Here is an 18574-nt window from a genome sequence, read left to right as displayed (position 1 = left end):
GTGCTGTGCCGCTTGCACGGGATGGACTGATTTCACATCCGCGTGAGCAGCATGCCTGACAATGTGACGGCCCCAAAATGGCGACGCACAACGACTACCGCGTGAACAATCGCGACTCGTTTTCAACGACCAAGTACCGATGATCAGCGGATACGTCTTCGAACGTCTGAACCGTTCCGCTGGGCCACGTCACCTGGATCTCGTCCACGACATCACAGTCGGCCAGTCCGAATTCCAGGACAGGTTCATCGGTGCACAGAAACCCGTCGCCCGCAGTCACCCAGTCGACCTGAATTCCGCGTTTCGCTTGGATTGTGACACGAACTCCAATCGCGTCGCGCTCACTCTGCACGCCGACCATCTCCAACTGCAACACGTGCCCCATCGTTCCAGTGCGAACCTCCAACAACGCAGCCGGTCGATCGAGGTGCGTGACAACCAAATCCATTTGCCCGTCTTGATTCCAATCCAACTTTGCCAAACCACGGCCAAGGTACGAACCCGCCAGGTAGCTGGAAGGATCAGAGACCTTCACCGCTTCAAAACGATCCATTCGGTTGTGCATCAGCAGCGGCGGTTGGCGAAAGGGCTCACCCAAGTGGCTCTGATCGAAGATGTGTCCGTTCGTGGTCATCAGATCCAGCCAACCGTCTCGATCGACGTCCAGGCATTTGGATCCGAAACCGACATTGGACGAACTGAGTGCCGGCAATTGATAGCTCGGTGCGACATCGCGAAAGGTTCCGGCTTCGGTTTGCAAAAACAGATTGTCGTATTCACCAAAGAAGTTGCTGACATGCATGTCAAAACGCCCGTCCCGATTGAAGTCTCCGGTCGCAATTCCCATGCAAGCGTTCGAGAGACCAAACCTGCCACTGGCGACACCCTGAATGCTAGCGGTGTCTTTCCAGGGATGATTTCGGGTTGCGATGAAGTGGTTGGGACGCGCGTCATTGCCAACGAAAATCTCGTTCCCTTCCTGACCATCCATTTCAGTGACCACAATGCCTAACCCAGTCCCAGGCTTAGCAACGGATGCTGGTATTTCACGGCCGAAGCAATGGCCTTGTCCGTCGCTGCGATACCAGTGATCGGCTGTGGGCGGATGAGTGAGCGGTCCCTGAAGCAACTCTCGCCCCTGCGAATCGTACTCGGGTGGATCAAACGCATCCTTCAAATCGATGTAGTTGACCTCGTACAAATCCGGCACAGCATCCCCATTGAGGTCAGCGATCGCCATGGATGAGGTGAAACGATTGCCCTGCCCGTGCATCCGATTCGTCCCGTCTTGAAACGTCCCGTCACCGTTGTTGAGAAGCAGCCGATTCGAACCGATGTTCGCGATCAGCAAATCTGGCCACCCATCTTGATTGACATCGCCCACGCAGATTCCCTGCGAGTAGCCACGGCCTTCACTGCCGCTTTGTTGCTGAACCGAAACAAAACGTTCTCCAAGGTTGCGAAAAAGTTGATTCGAACGAGTGCCGTGCAGCTTTGGCGGGTCACCGGCTCCCTGCGCAAAGTACAGGTCGGGTCGTCCATCCGCGTCGTAGTCGATCACTCCCACGCCGCCTCCCAACGACTCGTACAATGCGATGGATGACAAATCGGCCTGCTCGGCCTGATACCACTGGAAGTTCAATCCCCGTTCAGTTGCGACGTCATCCACGCTCACCAGCAAATCCGAGTTGGGAGTTGTCGACCAAGTGAAACGCTCCTCACGAGCGGGAGTGGCGGAGGCGATGGGTTGCAACTCGAATTGGGAAGGCGAAAGGTTGACCATCGCGTCCTCCAACATCATCTGCCGCAGTCCAGAAACGCCCTGAAGTCTTCGACGTTGCTGCTTGATTTGTGCCAACGGAATCGCAGCTGTTTCCGGTAGACTCAGTTCCGTCCACCGGAGCGATTCCAGTGGGCGGCCCACATCGAGCAGATGATTGCCGATGTCCTTCAGAAGCTGACTATCTGGTGTTCGATGATCGAGTTGCTTCACGAGTTGGCGTGACTCGTGAATGATGGCCGCCTTCGCTTCAAACGCATCGCTTTGTTCGTTTCGCTGGAGTGCTTTGAGCGTTCGCTGGATCCGCTGGTAAGTGACCAAGTCGGCCGAATTTCGGCGGAGTGCTTCCAAGAGAGCATGCATGGCAGATTCATGTTGGCCATGATCGACATGGTAGCTCCCGATCGCGAACCAGTAGTCGTCGTAGATTTCCCAAGAGGGTTCGCGTGTGGAGTACCATTCCAAAAAGGCGGCGTCATCCTGAAGTTCGACAAGCACCCGGCCGAGCAGCGCCTTCGCAGACGCGATGTTGACAGGCCTGGTTGTTGAATCAGGCGCCAAAGCGGATTCCAATTCAGCACGAGCCTTCTGGAATTCGCCGTTCGAAAAGGAGTGCCTTGCCCGCCCATGCCCCGGTCGGAAGTCTGTTTCGGTGAGGAACCGATCATTGCGACCTGAAGCTTTTGCGAGACGCGGTACCGATTGGCCCCGGAAGACCAGCGACTGAAGCTGTTGCAGGTTGGCTTGGCCTCGAAAGACCAATCGATCAGCAACGCGAGCCGCCTCGAACGTTCGCCCGTGCTTCATGAAGAGTCGCCACAATCGATGGTACGGTTCCACCTGATTCGGGTTGGCTTCCGCCCATCGTCGCAACATTTCCTCGTAACGACGAGGATCATTCAGCTTTGAGGCAGCATTCACGCAAACGGCAATTGCGGGACGCTGAAGCTTGGTGTTGCTCTCCGCAACGCTCTCTGCGATCGCCAGCGATTTGGCCCACTTGCCACGCTTTGCCTCGACCCGCGCGGCCAACAACAACAATTCCTGGTCCTCCGGATGCTCGATCATCAACGGGGTCAGTAACTCGGCAGCGCGATCGCAATCTCCATGCTCAAAAGCTTCGGTTGCAACGCTCAACGGTCCGCTCGTATCGCCCTCCTCCACCACCGGCGTCCTTTGGCCGGAAGAATCGTTGTCAGACGCATCCTCCATCGAAGTCTTCTTCGACACGGACGGTGCACAACCAGCGAACAACAGCACCCCACACAGAAAGCAATTCCAGCCAATCTGAAACGGCTGGACCAGAAATGCGGGACCTGGCAAACGGAGCGACTGGACCAACGGACCATCCATTCAAAAACATCCGCTCCGCATCAGCTTCAACTCTCAACCGCGAGGGACTGGGCGATTCCGTTTTACAGGAACAACTCAGGCTTCGTCCGATGAATGTTCGAGCTGCTTGCCAGAGCAAGTAATGTGACTTCTCACGGCGACACCCTGCGACAATGCGATTGCCATGCGGGGCGACGTTTCGATCTTAAGTCACGCTGGATCGAACCGTCACGCGTGATTTTCCACCTCCATCCACCGGCCAAGATAACGGCGTTGGCAAGCGGTTTTGGCGTCTTCAGCTCCCCTTTCTCGACAACTCACAGGAATCGCCACATTCTTTTACGAGGGTGAGACAGTCAATCACTCTTTCGCATCGCCTTGGTAGGCACCTGCGGAGTATGTCAGCTCGTAACTGTGCGAATAGATTTCGATCAAGTTCCCAAACGGATCTTCGCAGTAAACCATTCGGTAAGGCTTCTCACCGGGGAAGTATTCGCGAACTGGCATTCGTTGTTTGCCACCATTCTCGACAATCTTTTGGGCGAGCCCTTCGACATCGGGATCTTGCACGCAGAAGTGGAACACGCCCGACTTCCAATACTCAAAGTTGTTCTCACGCAACTCGGCGTTGTCGAATTCGAACAATTCCACGCCGACTCGGTCGCCGGTTGCCAGGTGCGCAATGCGAAAGCGTCCCCAGCCCTCTCCAAAGACATCGTTGCACATCACCCCGATTGCCGAGTCATCCGAGACAATTTCAGTCGGCGGCATGATGACGTACCACCCCAGTGTCTCGGTGTAAAACTTCACGGCTCGGTCCAAGTCCGTGACCGAGATTCCGATGTGCGAGAAAGTCCGTGGAAACGTCATGAGCAGCAGCCAAATGAAGCGGAGGTGGAGAAAAGGGTTGTCTCGCCAGGATCAAACGAGTCGCTCAACCTGGTAACAACGATGGCCAATCATCAAGGATGACCGGCGGCCCAACAAGTCCCGCCTTCCACGGTGCGGTCACTGAGCCCATTTGCTCGGAATCGTGCCCACCTGCACATCCGGATGGGACACCAGCGGGCGGCAGTGAAACGAGCAACTCGGCAAGACTCGCCCGGCCCAACATTTGCGTTCCAACGTTGCCACATGCTGGCAACCGACAGATTCGTTGCAGATTCATCGATTCAGGAGAGTGACTTTGAACGACGTTGCCGATGCGGTTTCTTTGATGATTCTGGGCGGCTTCCTGCTGGCCGGTTTTGCGGCCGATGTGCTGGGACGCCGGATGCACGTTCCGAGAGTCACGTTGCTGTTGTTGCTGGGTTTTTTGGCAGGACCGTCGGGGTGGCACTTGGTGCCCGATGAGATCACTCAGTGGTTTTCATTTGCGACGTTGCTCGCGCTCAGCATCATCGGCTTTCACCTGGGCGAACGATTTCTTGGAAAGCGTTTACGGACCACGGGCAAACCGGTCGCCTTCGTTTCACTGGCGGAAGTCGCTGGTTCGGCGGCGTGTGTGTTCTTGCTGCTCTGGGCATTCGGCGTTCCCATTCCGTTGGCGTTGCTCCTTGCCAGTGTGGCCCCCGCGACCGACCCGGCCGCGACGATGGATGTTGCCAGCGGGACAGGCTCGAAAGGTCCGCTCACGGACACGCTGCTCGGAGTCGTGGCGATCGACGACGCGTGGGGCGTGATGCTGTTCAGCCTGTTGACGGTGATCGCCAGTTCCATGGTCACGCCCGAAACCTCGGCCAGCGTCGCTTCCTGGGTCGTCCTCGGACATGGGCTCTGGGAAATCGTGGGAGGCTTGCTTCTGGGCATCGCCGTTGGTCTGCCCATGGCGATGCTGACGGGGCGAATCAAATCAGGTGTGCTGACCATCGTGGAAACGCTCGGGTTTGTGCTGCTGTGCAGCGGATTGGCCCTTTACTTTGAGCTTTCTTACGTGATGGCTTGCATGGCGATGGGCGCGACCGTGTCCAACGTCGCTCATCATCACCACCGTCCGTTCCACGCGATCAAAGAAGTGGAACAACCCTTTCTGATTGTGTTCTTTGTCCTGGCTGGGTTCCAGTTCCAGCTCGATCAACTGGTCCATGTGGGATGGATCGGCTTGGGATACATCGTCGCTCGGGTGATCGGCAAATTCATTGGCGCCTACCTCGGGGCCAAAGCCGCGGGTGCACCTCCCGTCGTCCGCCGACACATCGGTTTCTGCCTGCTACCGCAAGCTGGCGTGGCCCTGGGATTGGCGTTGATGGTGGCCCAGCGTTATCCCGAGTTGGGCGAAAAAGTGCTGACCACGATTGTCGGAACGACATTCGTCTTTGAGTTAGTCGGTCCCGTCGTGACACGCTGGCAACTGATGGTCTCGGGCGAGGGCCAGGCGAAACCGTCTCGGCCGGACGTCCCGTCAGCGTCCTAAGAAGACAGGGCCTGCAATCTTTCGCATTGACTGAGTCGCCAGGTGAGACCTGGCCCACGTTGCTGGCTTGGTGCAATCCAGGAATAAACTTGGCATCCGCAATCAGAGCGTCAATGCCGACGGCTTGTCGACTCAGTCCTCAACGACGTTTCGACGCATGTAGGATGGGCACTCTTACCCCGTCAGAGTCGGCCAAGAGCACCCATCACAACCCGAACGCGTCAGTTTTGAAGTTGCGCTTTTGCATTCGGTTTTGTTGGCCAAAGGCCTTCATTCTCGTAGCCTGGGGCATCGCCCCAGGCTACGAGAACAAAGGGAAATGAGTTGGCCAACGGCCAACATCAGCCCACACGTCTTGGATTGAATTTGGCCGTTGGCCAAAATGGGGCCGTGTTCTCCTGGCCCAGGGGCGTTGCCCCAATGCCATCGACTTTGTAGCGGAACGGCGCGAGCCGTCCGGTGATGCGTCGGAAAACACTCGCGATTTACCGGACGGCTTGCGCCGTTCCGCTAACAAAATCCCCTCGGTTGGTTCGAAAGTAGATGGCATTGGGCGTTGCCCACTGGCTAGGTTGAAGAAGGCCGTTGGCCATTCAACGAACAAGCGCAACTTCAAAACTGACGCGTTCGGGTTGTGGAGTGGTGGTCGCTGAATTGCCCACAATTCAGATGGCGAGATGGTGGAGCGGTCCGAATTCTGGCGAATCCGGCTACCGTCTGACATCGCTACCTTGATAAAAACATTCGCAAAGGAATAGCCACCACGCCCCAAAGCATTTTGCAGCCCGGGCGAACGCCCGAACGACTCACGGGACTCACCCCAATCCTTCATGCCGACCTGCTTAGGAGCCGGACGTCAAGGCTTCGAAGCCGACCACGACGTCCAGCAACTCTTCGGTGATCGCGGTTTGCCGTTGGGTTTTGAAAGCCGTGTTCAGTTCATCAAGCGTTTCCTCGATGTTCTTTTCCGCGGCTTGCATCGCAGCGATCCGACTGGCGTTTTCACTGGCCAAGGATTCCGCACAAGCTTGGTACAGCGAAACGTACAGGCTTTGTCGCACAAGCAAGGAAAACAATTCTTCCCGCTCGCCGCCAAAGGTTGGCAAACAGGTCGATTCCCAGTTTTTGACAGACAGCTGTTGCAGCCATGCTAAATCGATCGGAAGCAGCTGCGTCGTGTTGGGCTGGTACGCCCCCGCGGAGGATCGCATGTTCGAGTAGATCCTCAATGTCGTCAAATTGCGTTGCTCCCGCACTGCCTCCACCGCGGTCAGCAAGTCACTGACACAGTCCGCGATTTCTGGCACAGAGGTCGGAATCCGAAACGCCTCGTCGATGGACCAGCCACTGTCCGTCAGTAAAAACGCGACCCGAGATCCCACGATCCACAATGCTTCCGGAGGCCGCTGACAGTGCTTGGCATGATGTTCCAAGGCATGCGTCGCGATCTGTTCATTGAATTGACCGCACATGCCTTGGTCGCTGCCGATCACAATCACGCCATGATGTGAATTCTCTTCCGAACCACCCACTCCCGAACTTCCACCGCCCCATTCGCTGGCCGGCAGATGACGGAGTCTCTGCTCCCGCAGGATCACTTGCAGTCCCAATTCAATGGTTCGGTTGTAATCCATCAACGCGTCCGCCGCCCGTTGGTATTGGTGAATCCGAACGGCGGCCAACGTCTTCATCGTGGTCACAACCGACTGCAAGTCCGACGCGGTTTCGATCTTACGCCGCAAAAGTTCAAGGGTGGGCATGAACGGCTCCGGCAGCGATGTGAGCGATCTGTTCCACCTGTTGCTGGTCCAGTTTTTCGCCCGCCTGCATCTGGGCACACAACTCAGCCGCCTGCGAGGTCACCGCATCCTGGATGGCACGCTCCAACTTGGGAAGCTGGTCCACGGGGGAACCATCCAACACACCACTGGTCACCGCAATCAACGACGCGATCTGTTGCGGCAGCGTGAGCGGTTGAAATTGAGTTTGCTTCAGGATTTCGCGAATCAAACGCCCACGGTTGAGCGTTGCACGGGTGTCTTCGTCAAGCTGACTGCTGAAGCGAGCAAAACGTTCCAGCTCTTCAAATTGCGAGTAGGTCAGTCGTAAATCCCCCGCGACGACACGGTAAGCGGGCAACTGTGTTTTTCCACCCACTCGCGAAACACTGCGTCCGACATCAATCGCCGGCAACACGCCTTTGCGAAACAAGGTGGGTGACAAGTAGATCTGCCCGTCCGTGATCGAAATCAAATTCGTCGGAATGTACGCCGACACGTTCTGGGCTTCCGTTTCGATGATTGGCAGAGCCGTCAAGGAACCTCCGCCGGCACTCTTGATCAAGTGCGTGGAACGTTCCAGCAAACGTGAGTGCACATAGAAGATGTCGCCTGGAAACGCCTCGCGACCGGGCGGACGGCGTAGCAACAACGACAGGTGCCGGTAAGCCCGAGCATGCGAAGTCAAATCGTCGTAGACGATCAACACGTCGCGTCCCTGCCGCATGAAGTGTTCCCCCATCGTCGTGGCTGCATAAGGTGCCAGGAACTGTAATCCCGGTGGGGCATCGTCCGCCCCGATCACCACAATGGTGTGATCCAAGGCCTCGTGGTGGCGCAAGTGTTCAATCACACGAGCCACGCCCGTGCTGCGTTGACCAATGCTGCAATAGATGCAAATCACATCGCGGCCACGTTGGTTGATGATTGTGTCGACTGCGATCGCTGTCTTGCCCGTTTGACGATCCCCCAGCAACAACTGTCGTTGACCACGGCCGATCGGAATCATCGCGTCAACGACTTTCAGCCCGGATTGCAACGGGACCGTCACCGGAGCACGTTGCATGATCGGTGGTGCGTCACGTTCGCAAGGTTCACGTGGCAAATCATCGAGGGATCGGCCCCCATCCAAAGGCCGGCCGACCGGGTCCACCACACGCCCCAGAAGCTGATCGCCAACCGGAGTGTCCAGCACCGTGTGCATCCGCTCCACCCGCGATCCAGCGGTGATCTGTTCGCTGGAATCCAGCAACACGCAACCGACTTGGTCAGGATCCAGGTTGAAAGCGTAACCGAGGTGACCGCCCGCGAAGCGGAGCACTTCGTCGACCTGCACGTGGGGCAAACCGTGGACACGAGCGATCCCGCGTTGGACCTCTTCGACGGTCCCGATTTCGGTGACCGTCAATTGACTGGGCTGAGATTTCACCGCCTGACCAAATTGGTGAGCGGCGGCTTCCAGTGTTTCAGAGTAGGTGGTCATGATCGATCGTGTTGTCACAGCGGCGAGTCCTGGACGAAGCAACAGGTCCCATTTCGAAGAACCCACCACCTCGTCCATCTTTCACACCGTTGCCTACGCCACGTTGGCCTCCATTTTTTTGAGAGCACGTTCCGCGTTCCATGGCAGGCTGTATCCACCCGCGTCCATTTCCAACCCTGCGATCAACGCCGGATCTGATTCGAACCGAACCTCCGCGTCGCACTGAAACACTTCATGGATCGCGTCACGGATTGGACTACGGTCGCTGTCGTCCAGGTCATCCGCGGATCGAACCAAGACGGGGTTTCCCGAATCGACCAGTTGGGTGGCGATCGCGGTTCGTTGTGTTTCGTCAAGCTTCTGCAGCTGCTTCACAAACGTTTGACAGACCCGCCTCTGCAGATCTTCGTCCGCCAGTTGTTCAATGGTTTCGCGGGCGGCCTGGAACCCCATTCGCTGAATGTCACGACGGGTTTGATCGGCCAGGTCCTTTTGATCTCGTTCAAAGGTGGACGTCCAGTGTTCTCGCCGGGTGTCCGCCTCTTTTCTGGCCTCTGCAATCATTCGCTGACGTTCGCTGTCGGCATCCGCTTTGGCCTTGGCAAGCATTTCTTCTCGCTGTTCTTGCAGCGACTGCGTCTGCTTTTCCAACGCCGCACGTTGCTGGTTCGCTTCGGCCTTGGCGGCTTCCGCATCGCTCAGACGCTGCGTCACCTTCTGTTCCCGCGCCTGCATCGCGCGAACGATGGGGCCGTAAAGGAAGTATCGCAACAACCCAACCAGGACCAGGAAGTTGATGACTTGTGCGGTGAAGGTAAACCAATCAATGCTCATCGTTTCGTATCCCTTGCTATTGCGTCAGGTGGTTCCAGAAGGGATTGGCAAACAGCAGAATCATCGAAACGACAAAGCAGTAGATGGCCGTTGACTCGATCATGGCCAAACCCACAAACAGGGTGCGCGTGATCGTGTTGGACGAATCCGGTTGCTGGGCGATCGAACTGAGAGCCTGGGCCACGGCACGCCCTTCGGCAAACGCGGGCCCAATCGATCCAATGGCGGTGGTCAATCCCGCCATGATGATGCTGGCGACGGCAATCGTCGTGGTGCTATCCATGATGTCTTCCTTGTTGGTTGAACGATGAAATCAGTGTTCGGTTGACGAACGAGATGAAATGCGAACAGGGTATCCGGACTCGATCACTTGGCGACTTTCGTTGCTGACGCGATGTAGACCATCGCCAAGACGGCAAAGATGTAGGCCTGAATCATTCCTGTCAGCAGCCCCATCACTTGCATCACAATCGGAATGAAGAGCGGGACGAAGCTGATCAGAATCGCAGCGATCACTGCGCCGCTCATCATGTTTCCATACAAACGCACAGCCAGTGCCAAAGTCCGTGAAAGTTCGCCAATCAGGTTGAAAGGCAGCATCAACGGTGTCGGTTGCAGGTAGCGTTTCAAGTAGTTGCCAACCCCATGCGAGGCGATTCCAAACACAGGGACCGCCACAAACACGCAGGTTGCCAACGCCGCTGTTGTCGACAGCGAACCGGTGGGCGGGACGTAGCCAGGCACGATGCTCAACAAATTGGCCACCGCGATGAAGAGGAACAACGTTCCCACAAACGGCAGGTACGGCCCCGGGTCGTGCCGGCTGACATCTCGAATTTGATCTCGAATGCCGGTGACCAACACTTCCAAGAGGTTCTGCCAACGCGGGATCTCGGTGTCGCTGGTCAATCGCCGCGTGATCCACCATGAACCGACGACCAACACCGCCATCACCAACCAAGTGAACGCCAGCGTGGCGTTGATCTTCACGACCGGCCAAGCCTCCGATTGCCACAAGATCCATTCGTCCGATGTGATTTGCACGCCACTCATGGTTTGCTCCTGGGACGTAAAGTTTCTGCTGGCGAAATGGGTGCCGACGCGAGTTGAAAGCTGGCGTCACGCTGAGCGATAGTGCACACGCCGACTGTGCGGATGAGCGCGAACCCCATGGCCGCTGCCACCAGGATTCGCCAATCCCCACTGCGTGCCAGCATCGCCAAGATCCCCAGCACCACGGCCATCCGCAGCACCGCACCGCCGCCCAGCAGCAACCACGGTTGACGAGACGCGGGCAAGCGAACCGTGGTCCACCACAACGACGCCACAAAGAACGCTCCTGCAGCAGCCCCCGCCAGAAAACCACCCGTCATCGCGATCCATTCATTCATCTTCATTCTCCCGATTGACCCACCACCACGCATTCAAACATCCCATCCCCACACCACCGATCAACAGCATCAAGGTCCAAGAGAACCGACTCGGCCAGCGTTCATCGATCCAAACTCCCACTGCGATTCCGAGCAGCGTTGGAATCGCGATGGACCACCCGACCAACCCGAACATTCCCAAACCAAACCAGGCGGAATGCTCGCCCTGCTGACGTGCGTCGAGCTTGCGAGATTGCTTCGCATCGACGTTGTCCTGAAGCGTCTGGCGCTTGTTCATCGCTTGATTCGTTCCTTACACCACGTGGTCTTCGGCCAGTGCCATCGTTCGGCGGAGGAAGTCCGCTTCCAGCTTTGCGACTGCGGTATGGGCAGCACGCTGCTGTTCGTCCATCTGCGAAAACTCTTCACGAACCAGACGTTGCAGTTCCTCCAGTTCCGCTCCGTGCGAAGCCGCTTCGGCAGAGACGTAAACATCATTGGCACGCTTGACCAAAATCCCGGTCCCGACGGCCGCGAACGATTCCTTTCCTGTCTCATCTTCCCAGCTCAGCAAACCAGGCACCAAAGCGGCCAGGAAATCGACATGTCGCGGCAGCAGACAAAAACTCCCATGCGTGCCCTCGGCAATCACCTTGTTGACAGTCAAATCCAGCACGATCTCGTTGGGCGTGTTCAACGTCAGGTTCATGATTTGGAACTCGGAAGTTTGCCCACCATGTACAAGTCTCGCTCCGGCCGATCTTGAAACTCGTCATTCAAAATCCGTTCGCAGCCATCCAAGGTGTCTTCAATGCTCACCATGTGGCCCTCGTGGCCGGTGAACTGCTGCGTCGTGAAGAACGGTTGCGTCAAGAATCGCTCCAGACGTCTGGCCCGATTCACCGTCAGACGATCCTGGCGAGACAGTTCTTCCATGCCCAACATCGCGATGATGTCCTTCAGTTCTTCGTATCCGGCCAACGTTTGACGCACATTGCTGGCCGTTTTGTAGTGCCGCTCACCGACCACCCCTGGCAACATCATTTCCGAGGTCGACTTCAAAGGATCGATCGCGGGATACAAGCCCTCACTGGCTCGTTTGCGTGATAGCACCACGGTCGCCGACAAGTGTGCGAAGGTGTGGACCGCAGAGGGGTCCGTGAAGTCATCGGCAGGAACATAAACGGCTTGCACGGACGTGATTGCCGCGTCGGACGTGGTGCAAATGCGTTCCTCGAGTTCCGCCAGGTCACTTGCCAAAGAAGGCTGGTACCCGACGCGGGATGGCAATTGCCCGAGCAACCCCGAGACTTCCATCCCGGCCTGCACAAATCGAAAGATGTTGTCAATCAACAGCAACACGTCTTGCTTGGCATCGTCCCGAAACGATTCTGCCATCGTGAGCGCCGCGTGGCCGACACGAAAACGCGCCCCCGGCGGTTCGTTCATTTGACCAAAGACCATGACCGTGTTGTCGCGAACTCCGGCAGTCCCCATCTCACGGTACAGTTCTTCCGCCTCTCGGCATCGCTCACCGATCCCGCAGAACAAGCTGATCCCATCGTGCCCGCCAACGATGTTGTGGATCAACTCGGTGATCAAGACTGTTTTGCCAACGCCCGCACCACCAAACAGACCTGCTTTGCCGCCTCGTTCAAGCGGCGACAGCAAGTCAATCGCCTTGATTCCGGTCGTGAACACTTCCGACTTCGCAATGCGGCGGTTGATCGCGGGCGGCGTCTGATGAATGCTGCGGTGCTCGATGGAATCCAGCGATTCGCCATCGTCGAGTGTGTTGCCAAACACATCGAGCACTCTGCCCAGCAGAGGCTTGCCGACCGGCACCTGCATCGGTCGCCCGAAACTTCGCACGGGAGCCCCCCGCGACAAACCACGGGGCGATGTGATCGCGATGGCACGCACGGTGTGCGGATCGAGTTGGCTAGCGACTTCCGCCACCACCTCACCACGGTCCCCAATCCGCAACTCCCAATTCATTGCCGGAGGTTCACCGGGAAAGCAAACGTCGATCACACTGCCGCGAACAGCGACCACATGCCCGCGATCGGTATCATTCAGCGAAGGGGTTTCGATTTCCATCAGTATCATTCCGGCATCGGGAAAGACGCCTGGGGGAGTGGGAAAAGGTTTCGTTCAGTCTTTCATCGCAATGGTGGTGCCTTCACGGCACACGGACAGGTATGCATTCGCTGTGCCACTGGCGAATTCAAGCAGCTTGGACGGGACCTGGCAGCAAGGCCTGAAACTCGGACGCATCCAGAGTTTCGTGTTCCAGCAGTTCCGTGGCGACGCGGTTCAACGCCTCGCGATGTTCCGTCAGGATGGATTGAGCCTGGGCGTAGGCGATCGCCAACAGACTCTTGACCTCATCATCGATGCTGCTGGCCGTGTGTTCACTGCAATCACGTTGCAGAACGCCAGAAGTGGCGGTGAATGCATTGGGTTGCTGCGCACAGTGGGTGAGCCCCACCGAATCGCTCATTCCAAACATGCACACCATTTGGCGGGCGATCGTGGTGGCTTTCTGCAAATCGTTTTCCGCCCCGGAACTGACTTCGTCAAACACAATCTGCTCGGCAGCACGTCCCCCCAACAACCCGCTCAAACGGGCATCCAGTTCGCTGCGCGTCATCAGGTACTGGTCCTCGGTCGGCAATTGCAACGTGTACCCCAACGCCGCCTGTCCTCGCGGGATGATGCTGATCTTCCGCACCGGTTCCGCATGTTCGCTGAACGTCGCCACCAACGCGTGCCCGACTTCATGAAAGGCAACCCGCCGGCGTTCTTCTTCGCCCAAGCGACGGCTCTTTCGTTCCGGTCCGGCGACGACCTTTTCCACCGCTTCCTCCAAATCACATTTCGCGATCGATTTCGATTTGCGTCGAGCCGCCAACAAGGCCGCTTCGTTCATCACGTTCGCAAGATCGGCACCCGACAACCCCGGTGTCGAGCGGGCAATGTCACGCAGGTCAACGCTGTCATCGAGCGGTTTGTTGCGCGCGTGAACGCTGAGGATCCCCAACCGGCCTTCGAAATCAGGAGCATCGACCAGCACCTGCCGATCGAATCGACCGGGACGCAACAACGCGCGGTCCAACACCTCGGGGCGGTTGGTCGCCGAAAGGATGATCACCCCCGTGTTGGCAGCAAAGCCATCGAGCTCGACCAACAATTGATTCAGCGTTTGCTCCCGTTCATCGTTCACCGTGGCCACATGAACCCCGCGTTCCCGACCGATCGCATCGAGTTCGTCAATGAAGATGATGCATGGTGCGTGTTGCTTGCCTTGTTCGAAAAGATCCCGAACACGCGCTGCCCCCACCCCCACAAACATCTCCACAAACTCACTGCCGCTGATCGAAAAGAACGGCACGCCAGCCTCCCCAGCAACGGCGCGGGCAAGCAACGTTTTGCCCGTCCCGGGAGGCCCGACCAACAGCACTCCCTTGGGGATCTTGGCCCCCAGTTCCACGTACCGTTGGGGGTTCTTGAGAAAGTCAACGACTTCTTCCAACTCGAACTTGGCCTCGACACAACCTGCCACATCGGTGAACCGTACCCCGGTGTCCTCATCCGCGACCAACTTGGCCTTGCTGCGCCCAAACCCCATCATGGCTTGCCCGGTGTTCCCGATTCGGTTGGCCAGAAACCGACTGAGAAAGATGAAGGCGACGAACGGCAGCACCCACCACAACAACAAGTTTTGCATCACGCTAGGCGGACGGCTGCCAGTGAACTTGACGTTGGCCGCGATCAACTGATCCACCAATTCCGGGTCTTCCACGCGGTTGGTGACAAACGTGATCAGTGTGGGTGCCGATCCTGTTTCATCACCGACTTTTTCCGATTTGGATTCGGACAGCGTCGCGGGTGCCGCCCGAGAGGGTGAGTCCGAGTCCCCACCAGCCTTGGAAGCATCCTTTGACGCAGCAGCGTCGGTTGTCCCAATGTCGGTCGCCCCCGACTCCGATGTTGCCACGTCGTTCGCTTTCGGGCGAGGAACATAAACGCCCTCGATCGTGTCCTCCGAAAGTTCGCATTCGGTGACTTCACCGGCCACCACATGGGCCTTGAATTCGCTGTAGGGAATTCGCTGCACTTCCGCAATTCGTGAGATGTCCTGCCAAAGCCACAAGACCAACAGCAGCACCGAGAAATACCACAACGCCGACTGCCACTGGGGATACGGAGGTTCTTTGGCAGACTTGTCAGCCGAATCACCTTTTTTCTTGTCGAGTTTGATTTCCATCGGACTTGTTCATCGTGAAGGGATTGCTTGGATGCCGAAATGGCGAGTCGCTGCGGCTCGGCTTGGGCCGTTGGCTCAGTCCGTCAGATGACTGCGATCGTTCCAAAGCCGGATGACAGAATCCGATTTGCCGTGGTGATAACCGACGATGCTCAACGCGGCCGTGCCGAGAAAGAACTGGTGCCCGGTAGCCGGTGGCAGCCCCAGCCAGCAAGCCGCGAAGACCTGCAAGAAGTGCTTGTGGGCGAAGAGCAAGCGGTCACCCTTTTGCTGACGAATCCGGTCGATGACGCGCTGAACGCGTGACGTCACATCGGCCAGCGTCTCTCCGTTGGGACATCCATCGCGAAAGAGATTCCAACCGGGACTCCTTGCCTGGATTTCCTCCCGCGTGAGCCCTTCGTAGTCGCCACAATTCCATTCCGTCAGGTCTTCGACGACCGTGTTCCCCGAGCCAAATCCCGCCAACTCGCACGTTCGCTTCGCTCGTTGCAAGGGGCTGGTCCAAACCTCTTCGAACGCCACCCCTGCCAACCGCCCACGAAGCTGCGAGGCGTTTCGTTCGCCTTTCGGGGTCAGCGGCAAATCAGTCGATCCGGTGTGCTGAGCCGTGATCGTCCAGGGCGTCTCACCATGCCGAGCGAGATAGACCTGCGGGAGTCGATCGTTCATCGCGATGGACTCCACTTCCAATTCCGAACTTCGGGCATGTCTTGACCATTTTTGTTGATGTAGCGTCGATGCTCGACCAACTTCTCTTGCATCAGAGTTTTCAGACCTTGGCCTTGCTCACCGGTTTTGGGCAAACGGTCAATCACGTCCATCACCAGATGAAATCGGTCCAGATCGTTCAGGACTGTCATGTCGAACGGAGTCGTGATCGTGCCCTCTTCCTTGTACCCACGCACGTGGATGTTGCTGTGATTGGTCCGCCGATAAGTCAGCCGATGAACCAGCCATGGGTAGGCATGAAAAGCGAAGATCACATGTTTGTCCTGCGTGAACAGGGCATCAAAATCGGGATCACTGAGACCGTGAGGGTGTTCCGACTTGGGTTGCAATCGCATCAGATCGACCACGTTGACGACGCGAATTTTCAGTTCAGGCAAATGCTCTCGCAGAATCGAAACCGCGGCCAATGTTTCCAAGGTGGGGACATCGCCACAACAAGCCATCACGACGTCGGGGTCGCCCGAGGACTCGTTGCCCGCCCAGTCCCAAATCCCAATGCCTTTGGCACAGTGTTCGACGGCTTCGTCCATGGTCAGCCACTGTGGCGAGGGATGCTTGCCCGCCACGACGACATTGACGTAATGCCGACTTCGCAAGCAGTGATCCATCACCGAGAGCAAGCAGTTGGCATCTGGCGGCAGGTAGACGCGAACAATTTCCGCTTTCTTGTTGACGACCACATCAATGAAACCGGGATCTTGGTGCGTGAACCCGTTGTGGTCCTGTCGCCACACGTGCGATGCCAGCAAGTAGTTCAGCGACGCGATCTTGTGACGCCAAGGCAACTCCGACGTCACCTTCAACCACTTTGCATGTTGGTTGAACATCGAATCCACGATGTGGACAAACGCTTCATAGCAGTTGAACAGCCCATGCCGTCCGGTGAGCAGGTAACCTTCCAACCAGCCTTCGCATTGATGCTCGCTGAGCATTTCCAAGACGCGACCGGTGGGCGCCAGCAATTCATCGGTGTCGACCGTCGCCGCGTTCCACTGTCGCTGAGTGACATCAAACACGGCCTCCAAACCATTCGAGAGCGTTTCGTCGGGACCAAAGACACGAAAATTCTTGTGGTCGTCATTCAGTTGAATGATGTCGCGAATGAACTTGCCAGTGACGTGCGTGTCACCAATGCCTCGGCAACCGCGTTCCGTGATCTCAACGGCGTACTCCCGGAAGTCAGGCATCTTCAATTGCCGCAACAAACGCCCGCCGTTGGCATGCGGATTCGCGCCCATCCGACGATCGCCACGGGGCGCCAGATCCGCAATTTCTGGACGCAAGCGTCCTTCTTCATCAAAGAGTTCTTCCGGACGATAGCTGCGGAGCCACTCTTCGAGCTGACGCAGGTGATCGGGGCGAGTGGCGGGATCAGAAAGCGGGACTTGGTGCGAGTGAAACGTGCCTTCGATTGGCACGCCGTCCACAAACTTTGGCCCCGTCCATCCCTTGGGTGACCTCAACACGATCATCGGCCAACGAGGACGAGTCGTGTCGCCACTTTCGCGAGCGTAGCGCTGGATCGATTGGATCTGTTTCACCGCAACATCCAGTGCTTCCGCCATCGCCGCGTGCATTCGGATCGGGTCGTCGCCCTCCACAAAGATGGGAGTCCACCCGTAACCGCGCATCAGCTGATCCAGTTCCTCGTGTTCGATGCGGGCCAGGATGGTGGGGTTGGCGATCTTGAACCCGTTCAAATGCAAGATTGGGAGAACCGCACCGTCGGTGGCTGGATTCAAGAACTTGTTGGAATGCCAAGCGGTTGCCAATGGTCCGGTTTCCGCTTCTCCATCGCCCACCACGCAGGCGACAATCAAATCGGGATTGTCGAACACGGCACCGAAGGAATGACTCAGCGAATATCCCAGTTCGCCGCCTTCATGGATCGAACCAGGGCATTCGGGCGACGCATGGCTGGGAATTCCCCCCGGGAAGGAGAATTGAATGAACAGCTTTCGCATTCCCGCTTCGTCTTGGCTGATGTGCGGGTAGATCTCGCTGTAAGAACCTTCCAGGTACGTGTTCCCGACAACGGCGGGACCGCCGTGCCCCGGCCCCGACACGTAGATCATGTCGAGATCGTATTGCTTGATGATCCGGTTCAAATGGGCATAGATGAAGTTCTGACCTGGCGTGGTTCCCCAGTGCCCCAGCAGCATGTGCTTGACGTCCTCAATCTTCAGCGGACGTTTCAGCAAGGGATTGTCATAAAGGTAAATCTGCCCGACCGACAAGTAATTCGCGGCTCGCCAATAGGCGTCAATCTTTTGCAGGGTCTCGGGAGCAACTTGGGTTGATTCAAGTGTTTCAATCATCACGTCGGCCTTCTCGGTTGAATGGAATGCGAATCGATTGATTGGCAATTGCTGTACCACAGCCGCCAAGAACACATCTTGCTGGTCGAACCATCCCATTTCCTTGTCCGATATCCCTGCCCCATATCCCTGCCCCATATCCCTGACCCATATCCCTGACCCATGTCCCTGCCCAATGTCCCTGCCCAATGTCCCTGCCCCATGTCCCTGCCCCATGTCCCTGCCCAAGATCGTTCGGGCTGCCCTCGCCGCTGTGACAGGATG

At 57.3% G+C, this 18574-nt stretch carries 15 protein-coding genes; 1 reads left to right on the top strand and 14 read right to left on the bottom strand.

Features of this window, described 5'->3' with window-relative positions; translation table 11 throughout:
• Positions 1-94 precede the first annotated feature (94 nt).
• Both PSR62_RS14845 and PSR62_RS14840 read right to left on the bottom strand, forming a co-directional pair.
• Positions 95-3133 (bottom strand): FG-GAP-like repeat-containing protein, encoded by a 3039-nt coding sequence (locus tag PSR62_RS14845; RefSeq protein ID WP_274403781.1) that lies wholly within the window; start codon positions 3131-3133, stop codon positions 95-97.
• 339 nt (positions 3134-3472) lie between these two features.
• Complete coding sequence (locus PSR62_RS14840; protein ID WP_274403780.1) at positions 3473-3982, bottom strand: lactoylglutathione lyase family protein; 510 nt, start codon at positions 3980-3982, stop codon at positions 3473-3475.
• A gap of 310 nt (positions 3983-4292) precedes the next feature.
• Between PSR62_RS14840 and PSR62_RS14835 the strand changes: the two genes are divergently transcribed.
• Entirely contained in the window at positions 4293-5525 is a 1233-nt protein-coding gene (locus tag PSR62_RS14835; RefSeq protein ID WP_274403779.1) for a cation:proton antiporter, read from the top strand.
• A gap of 842 nt (positions 5526-6367) precedes the next feature.
• Here the strand turns inward: PSR62_RS14835 and PSR62_RS14830 are convergent.
• From PSR62_RS14830 to PSR62_RS14775, 12 genes are all read right to left on the bottom strand, one after another.
• Complete coding sequence (locus tag PSR62_RS14830; protein ID WP_274403778.1) at positions 6368-7285, bottom strand: F0F1 ATP synthase subunit gamma; 918 nt, start codon at positions 7283-7285, stop codon at positions 6368-6370.
• Positions 7272-8786: an alternate F1F0 ATPase, F1 subunit alpha gene (locus PSR62_RS14825; RefSeq protein ID WP_274403777.1), complete on the bottom strand. Its 1515-nt coding sequence runs from the start codon at positions 8784-8786 to the stop codon at positions 7272-7274. The genes PSR62_RS14830 and PSR62_RS14825 overlap by 14 nt, the downstream gene beginning before the upstream one ends.
• 93 nt (positions 8787-8879) lie before the next feature.
• Positions 8880-9620 (bottom strand): F0F1 ATP synthase subunit B family protein, encoded by a 741-nt coding sequence (locus PSR62_RS14820; RefSeq protein ID WP_274403776.1) that lies wholly within the window; start codon positions 9618-9620, stop codon positions 8880-8882.
• Positions 9621-9636: 16 nt separating this feature from the next.
• On the bottom strand, positions 9637-9903 hold the full coding sequence (locus PSR62_RS14815; protein ID WP_047813932.1) for a F0F1 ATP synthase subunit C: 267 nt from the start codon (positions 9901-9903) through the stop codon (positions 9637-9639).
• Positions 9904-9986: 83 nt separating this feature from the next.
• Positions 9987-10673: a F0F1 ATP synthase subunit A gene (locus PSR62_RS14810; protein WP_274403775.1), complete on the bottom strand. Its 687-nt coding sequence runs from the start codon at positions 10671-10673 to the stop codon at positions 9987-9989.
• Entirely contained in the window at positions 10670-11011 is a 342-nt protein-coding gene (locus PSR62_RS14805) for an N-ATPase subunit AtpR (protein WP_274403774.1), read from the bottom strand. The genes PSR62_RS14810 and PSR62_RS14805 overlap by 4 nt, the downstream gene beginning before the upstream one ends.
• Entirely contained in the window at positions 11004-11288 is a 285-nt protein-coding gene (locus PSR62_RS14800) for an AtpZ/AtpI family protein (protein ID WP_274403773.1), read from the bottom strand. Before PSR62_RS14800 ends, PSR62_RS14805 begins: the two co-directional genes overlap by 8 nt.
• Positions 11289-11303: 15 nt before the next feature.
• Complete coding sequence (locus PSR62_RS14795) at positions 11304-11699, bottom strand: F0F1 ATP synthase subunit epsilon (RefSeq protein WP_274403772.1); 396 nt, start codon at positions 11697-11699, stop codon at positions 11304-11306.
• Positions 11696-13090 carry a F0F1 ATP synthase subunit beta gene (atpD, locus tag PSR62_RS14790; RefSeq protein WP_274403771.1) on the bottom strand — a complete coding sequence of 465 codons (1395 nt, stop codon included), beginning with the start codon at positions 13088-13090 and terminating at the stop codon, positions 11696-11698. The genes PSR62_RS14795 and atpD overlap by 4 nt, the downstream gene beginning before the upstream one ends.
• Positions 13091-13217: 127 nt before the next feature.
• A complete protein-coding gene (gene ftsH / locus PSR62_RS14785; RefSeq protein ID WP_274403770.1) occupies positions 13218-15260 on the bottom strand; it encodes an ATP-dependent zinc metalloprotease FtsH in 2043 nt (680 codons plus the stop codon).
• A 75-nt stretch (positions 15261-15335) separates the two neighbouring features.
• Positions 15336-15932, bottom strand: a complete 597-nt coding sequence (locus PSR62_RS14780; protein WP_274403769.1) for a histidine phosphatase family protein — start codon at positions 15930-15932, stop codon at positions 15336-15338.
• Positions 15929-18310, bottom strand: a complete 2382-nt coding sequence (locus PSR62_RS14775; protein ID WP_274408237.1) for a phosphoketolase family protein — start codon at positions 18308-18310, stop codon at positions 15929-15931. The genes PSR62_RS14780 and PSR62_RS14775 overlap by 4 nt, the downstream gene beginning before the upstream one ends.
• Between the last annotated feature and the right edge of the window lie 264 nt (positions 18311-18574).

Origin of the sequence: Rhodopirellula sp. P2, assembly GCF_028768465.1 — a bacterium.
Classification (GTDB): Bacteria; Planctomycetota; Planctomycetia; order Pirellulales; family Pirellulaceae; genus Rhodopirellula.
The sequence above is the reverse complement of the archived record's forward strand: the minus strand, read 5'-3'. Positions and strand labels throughout refer to the sequence as shown.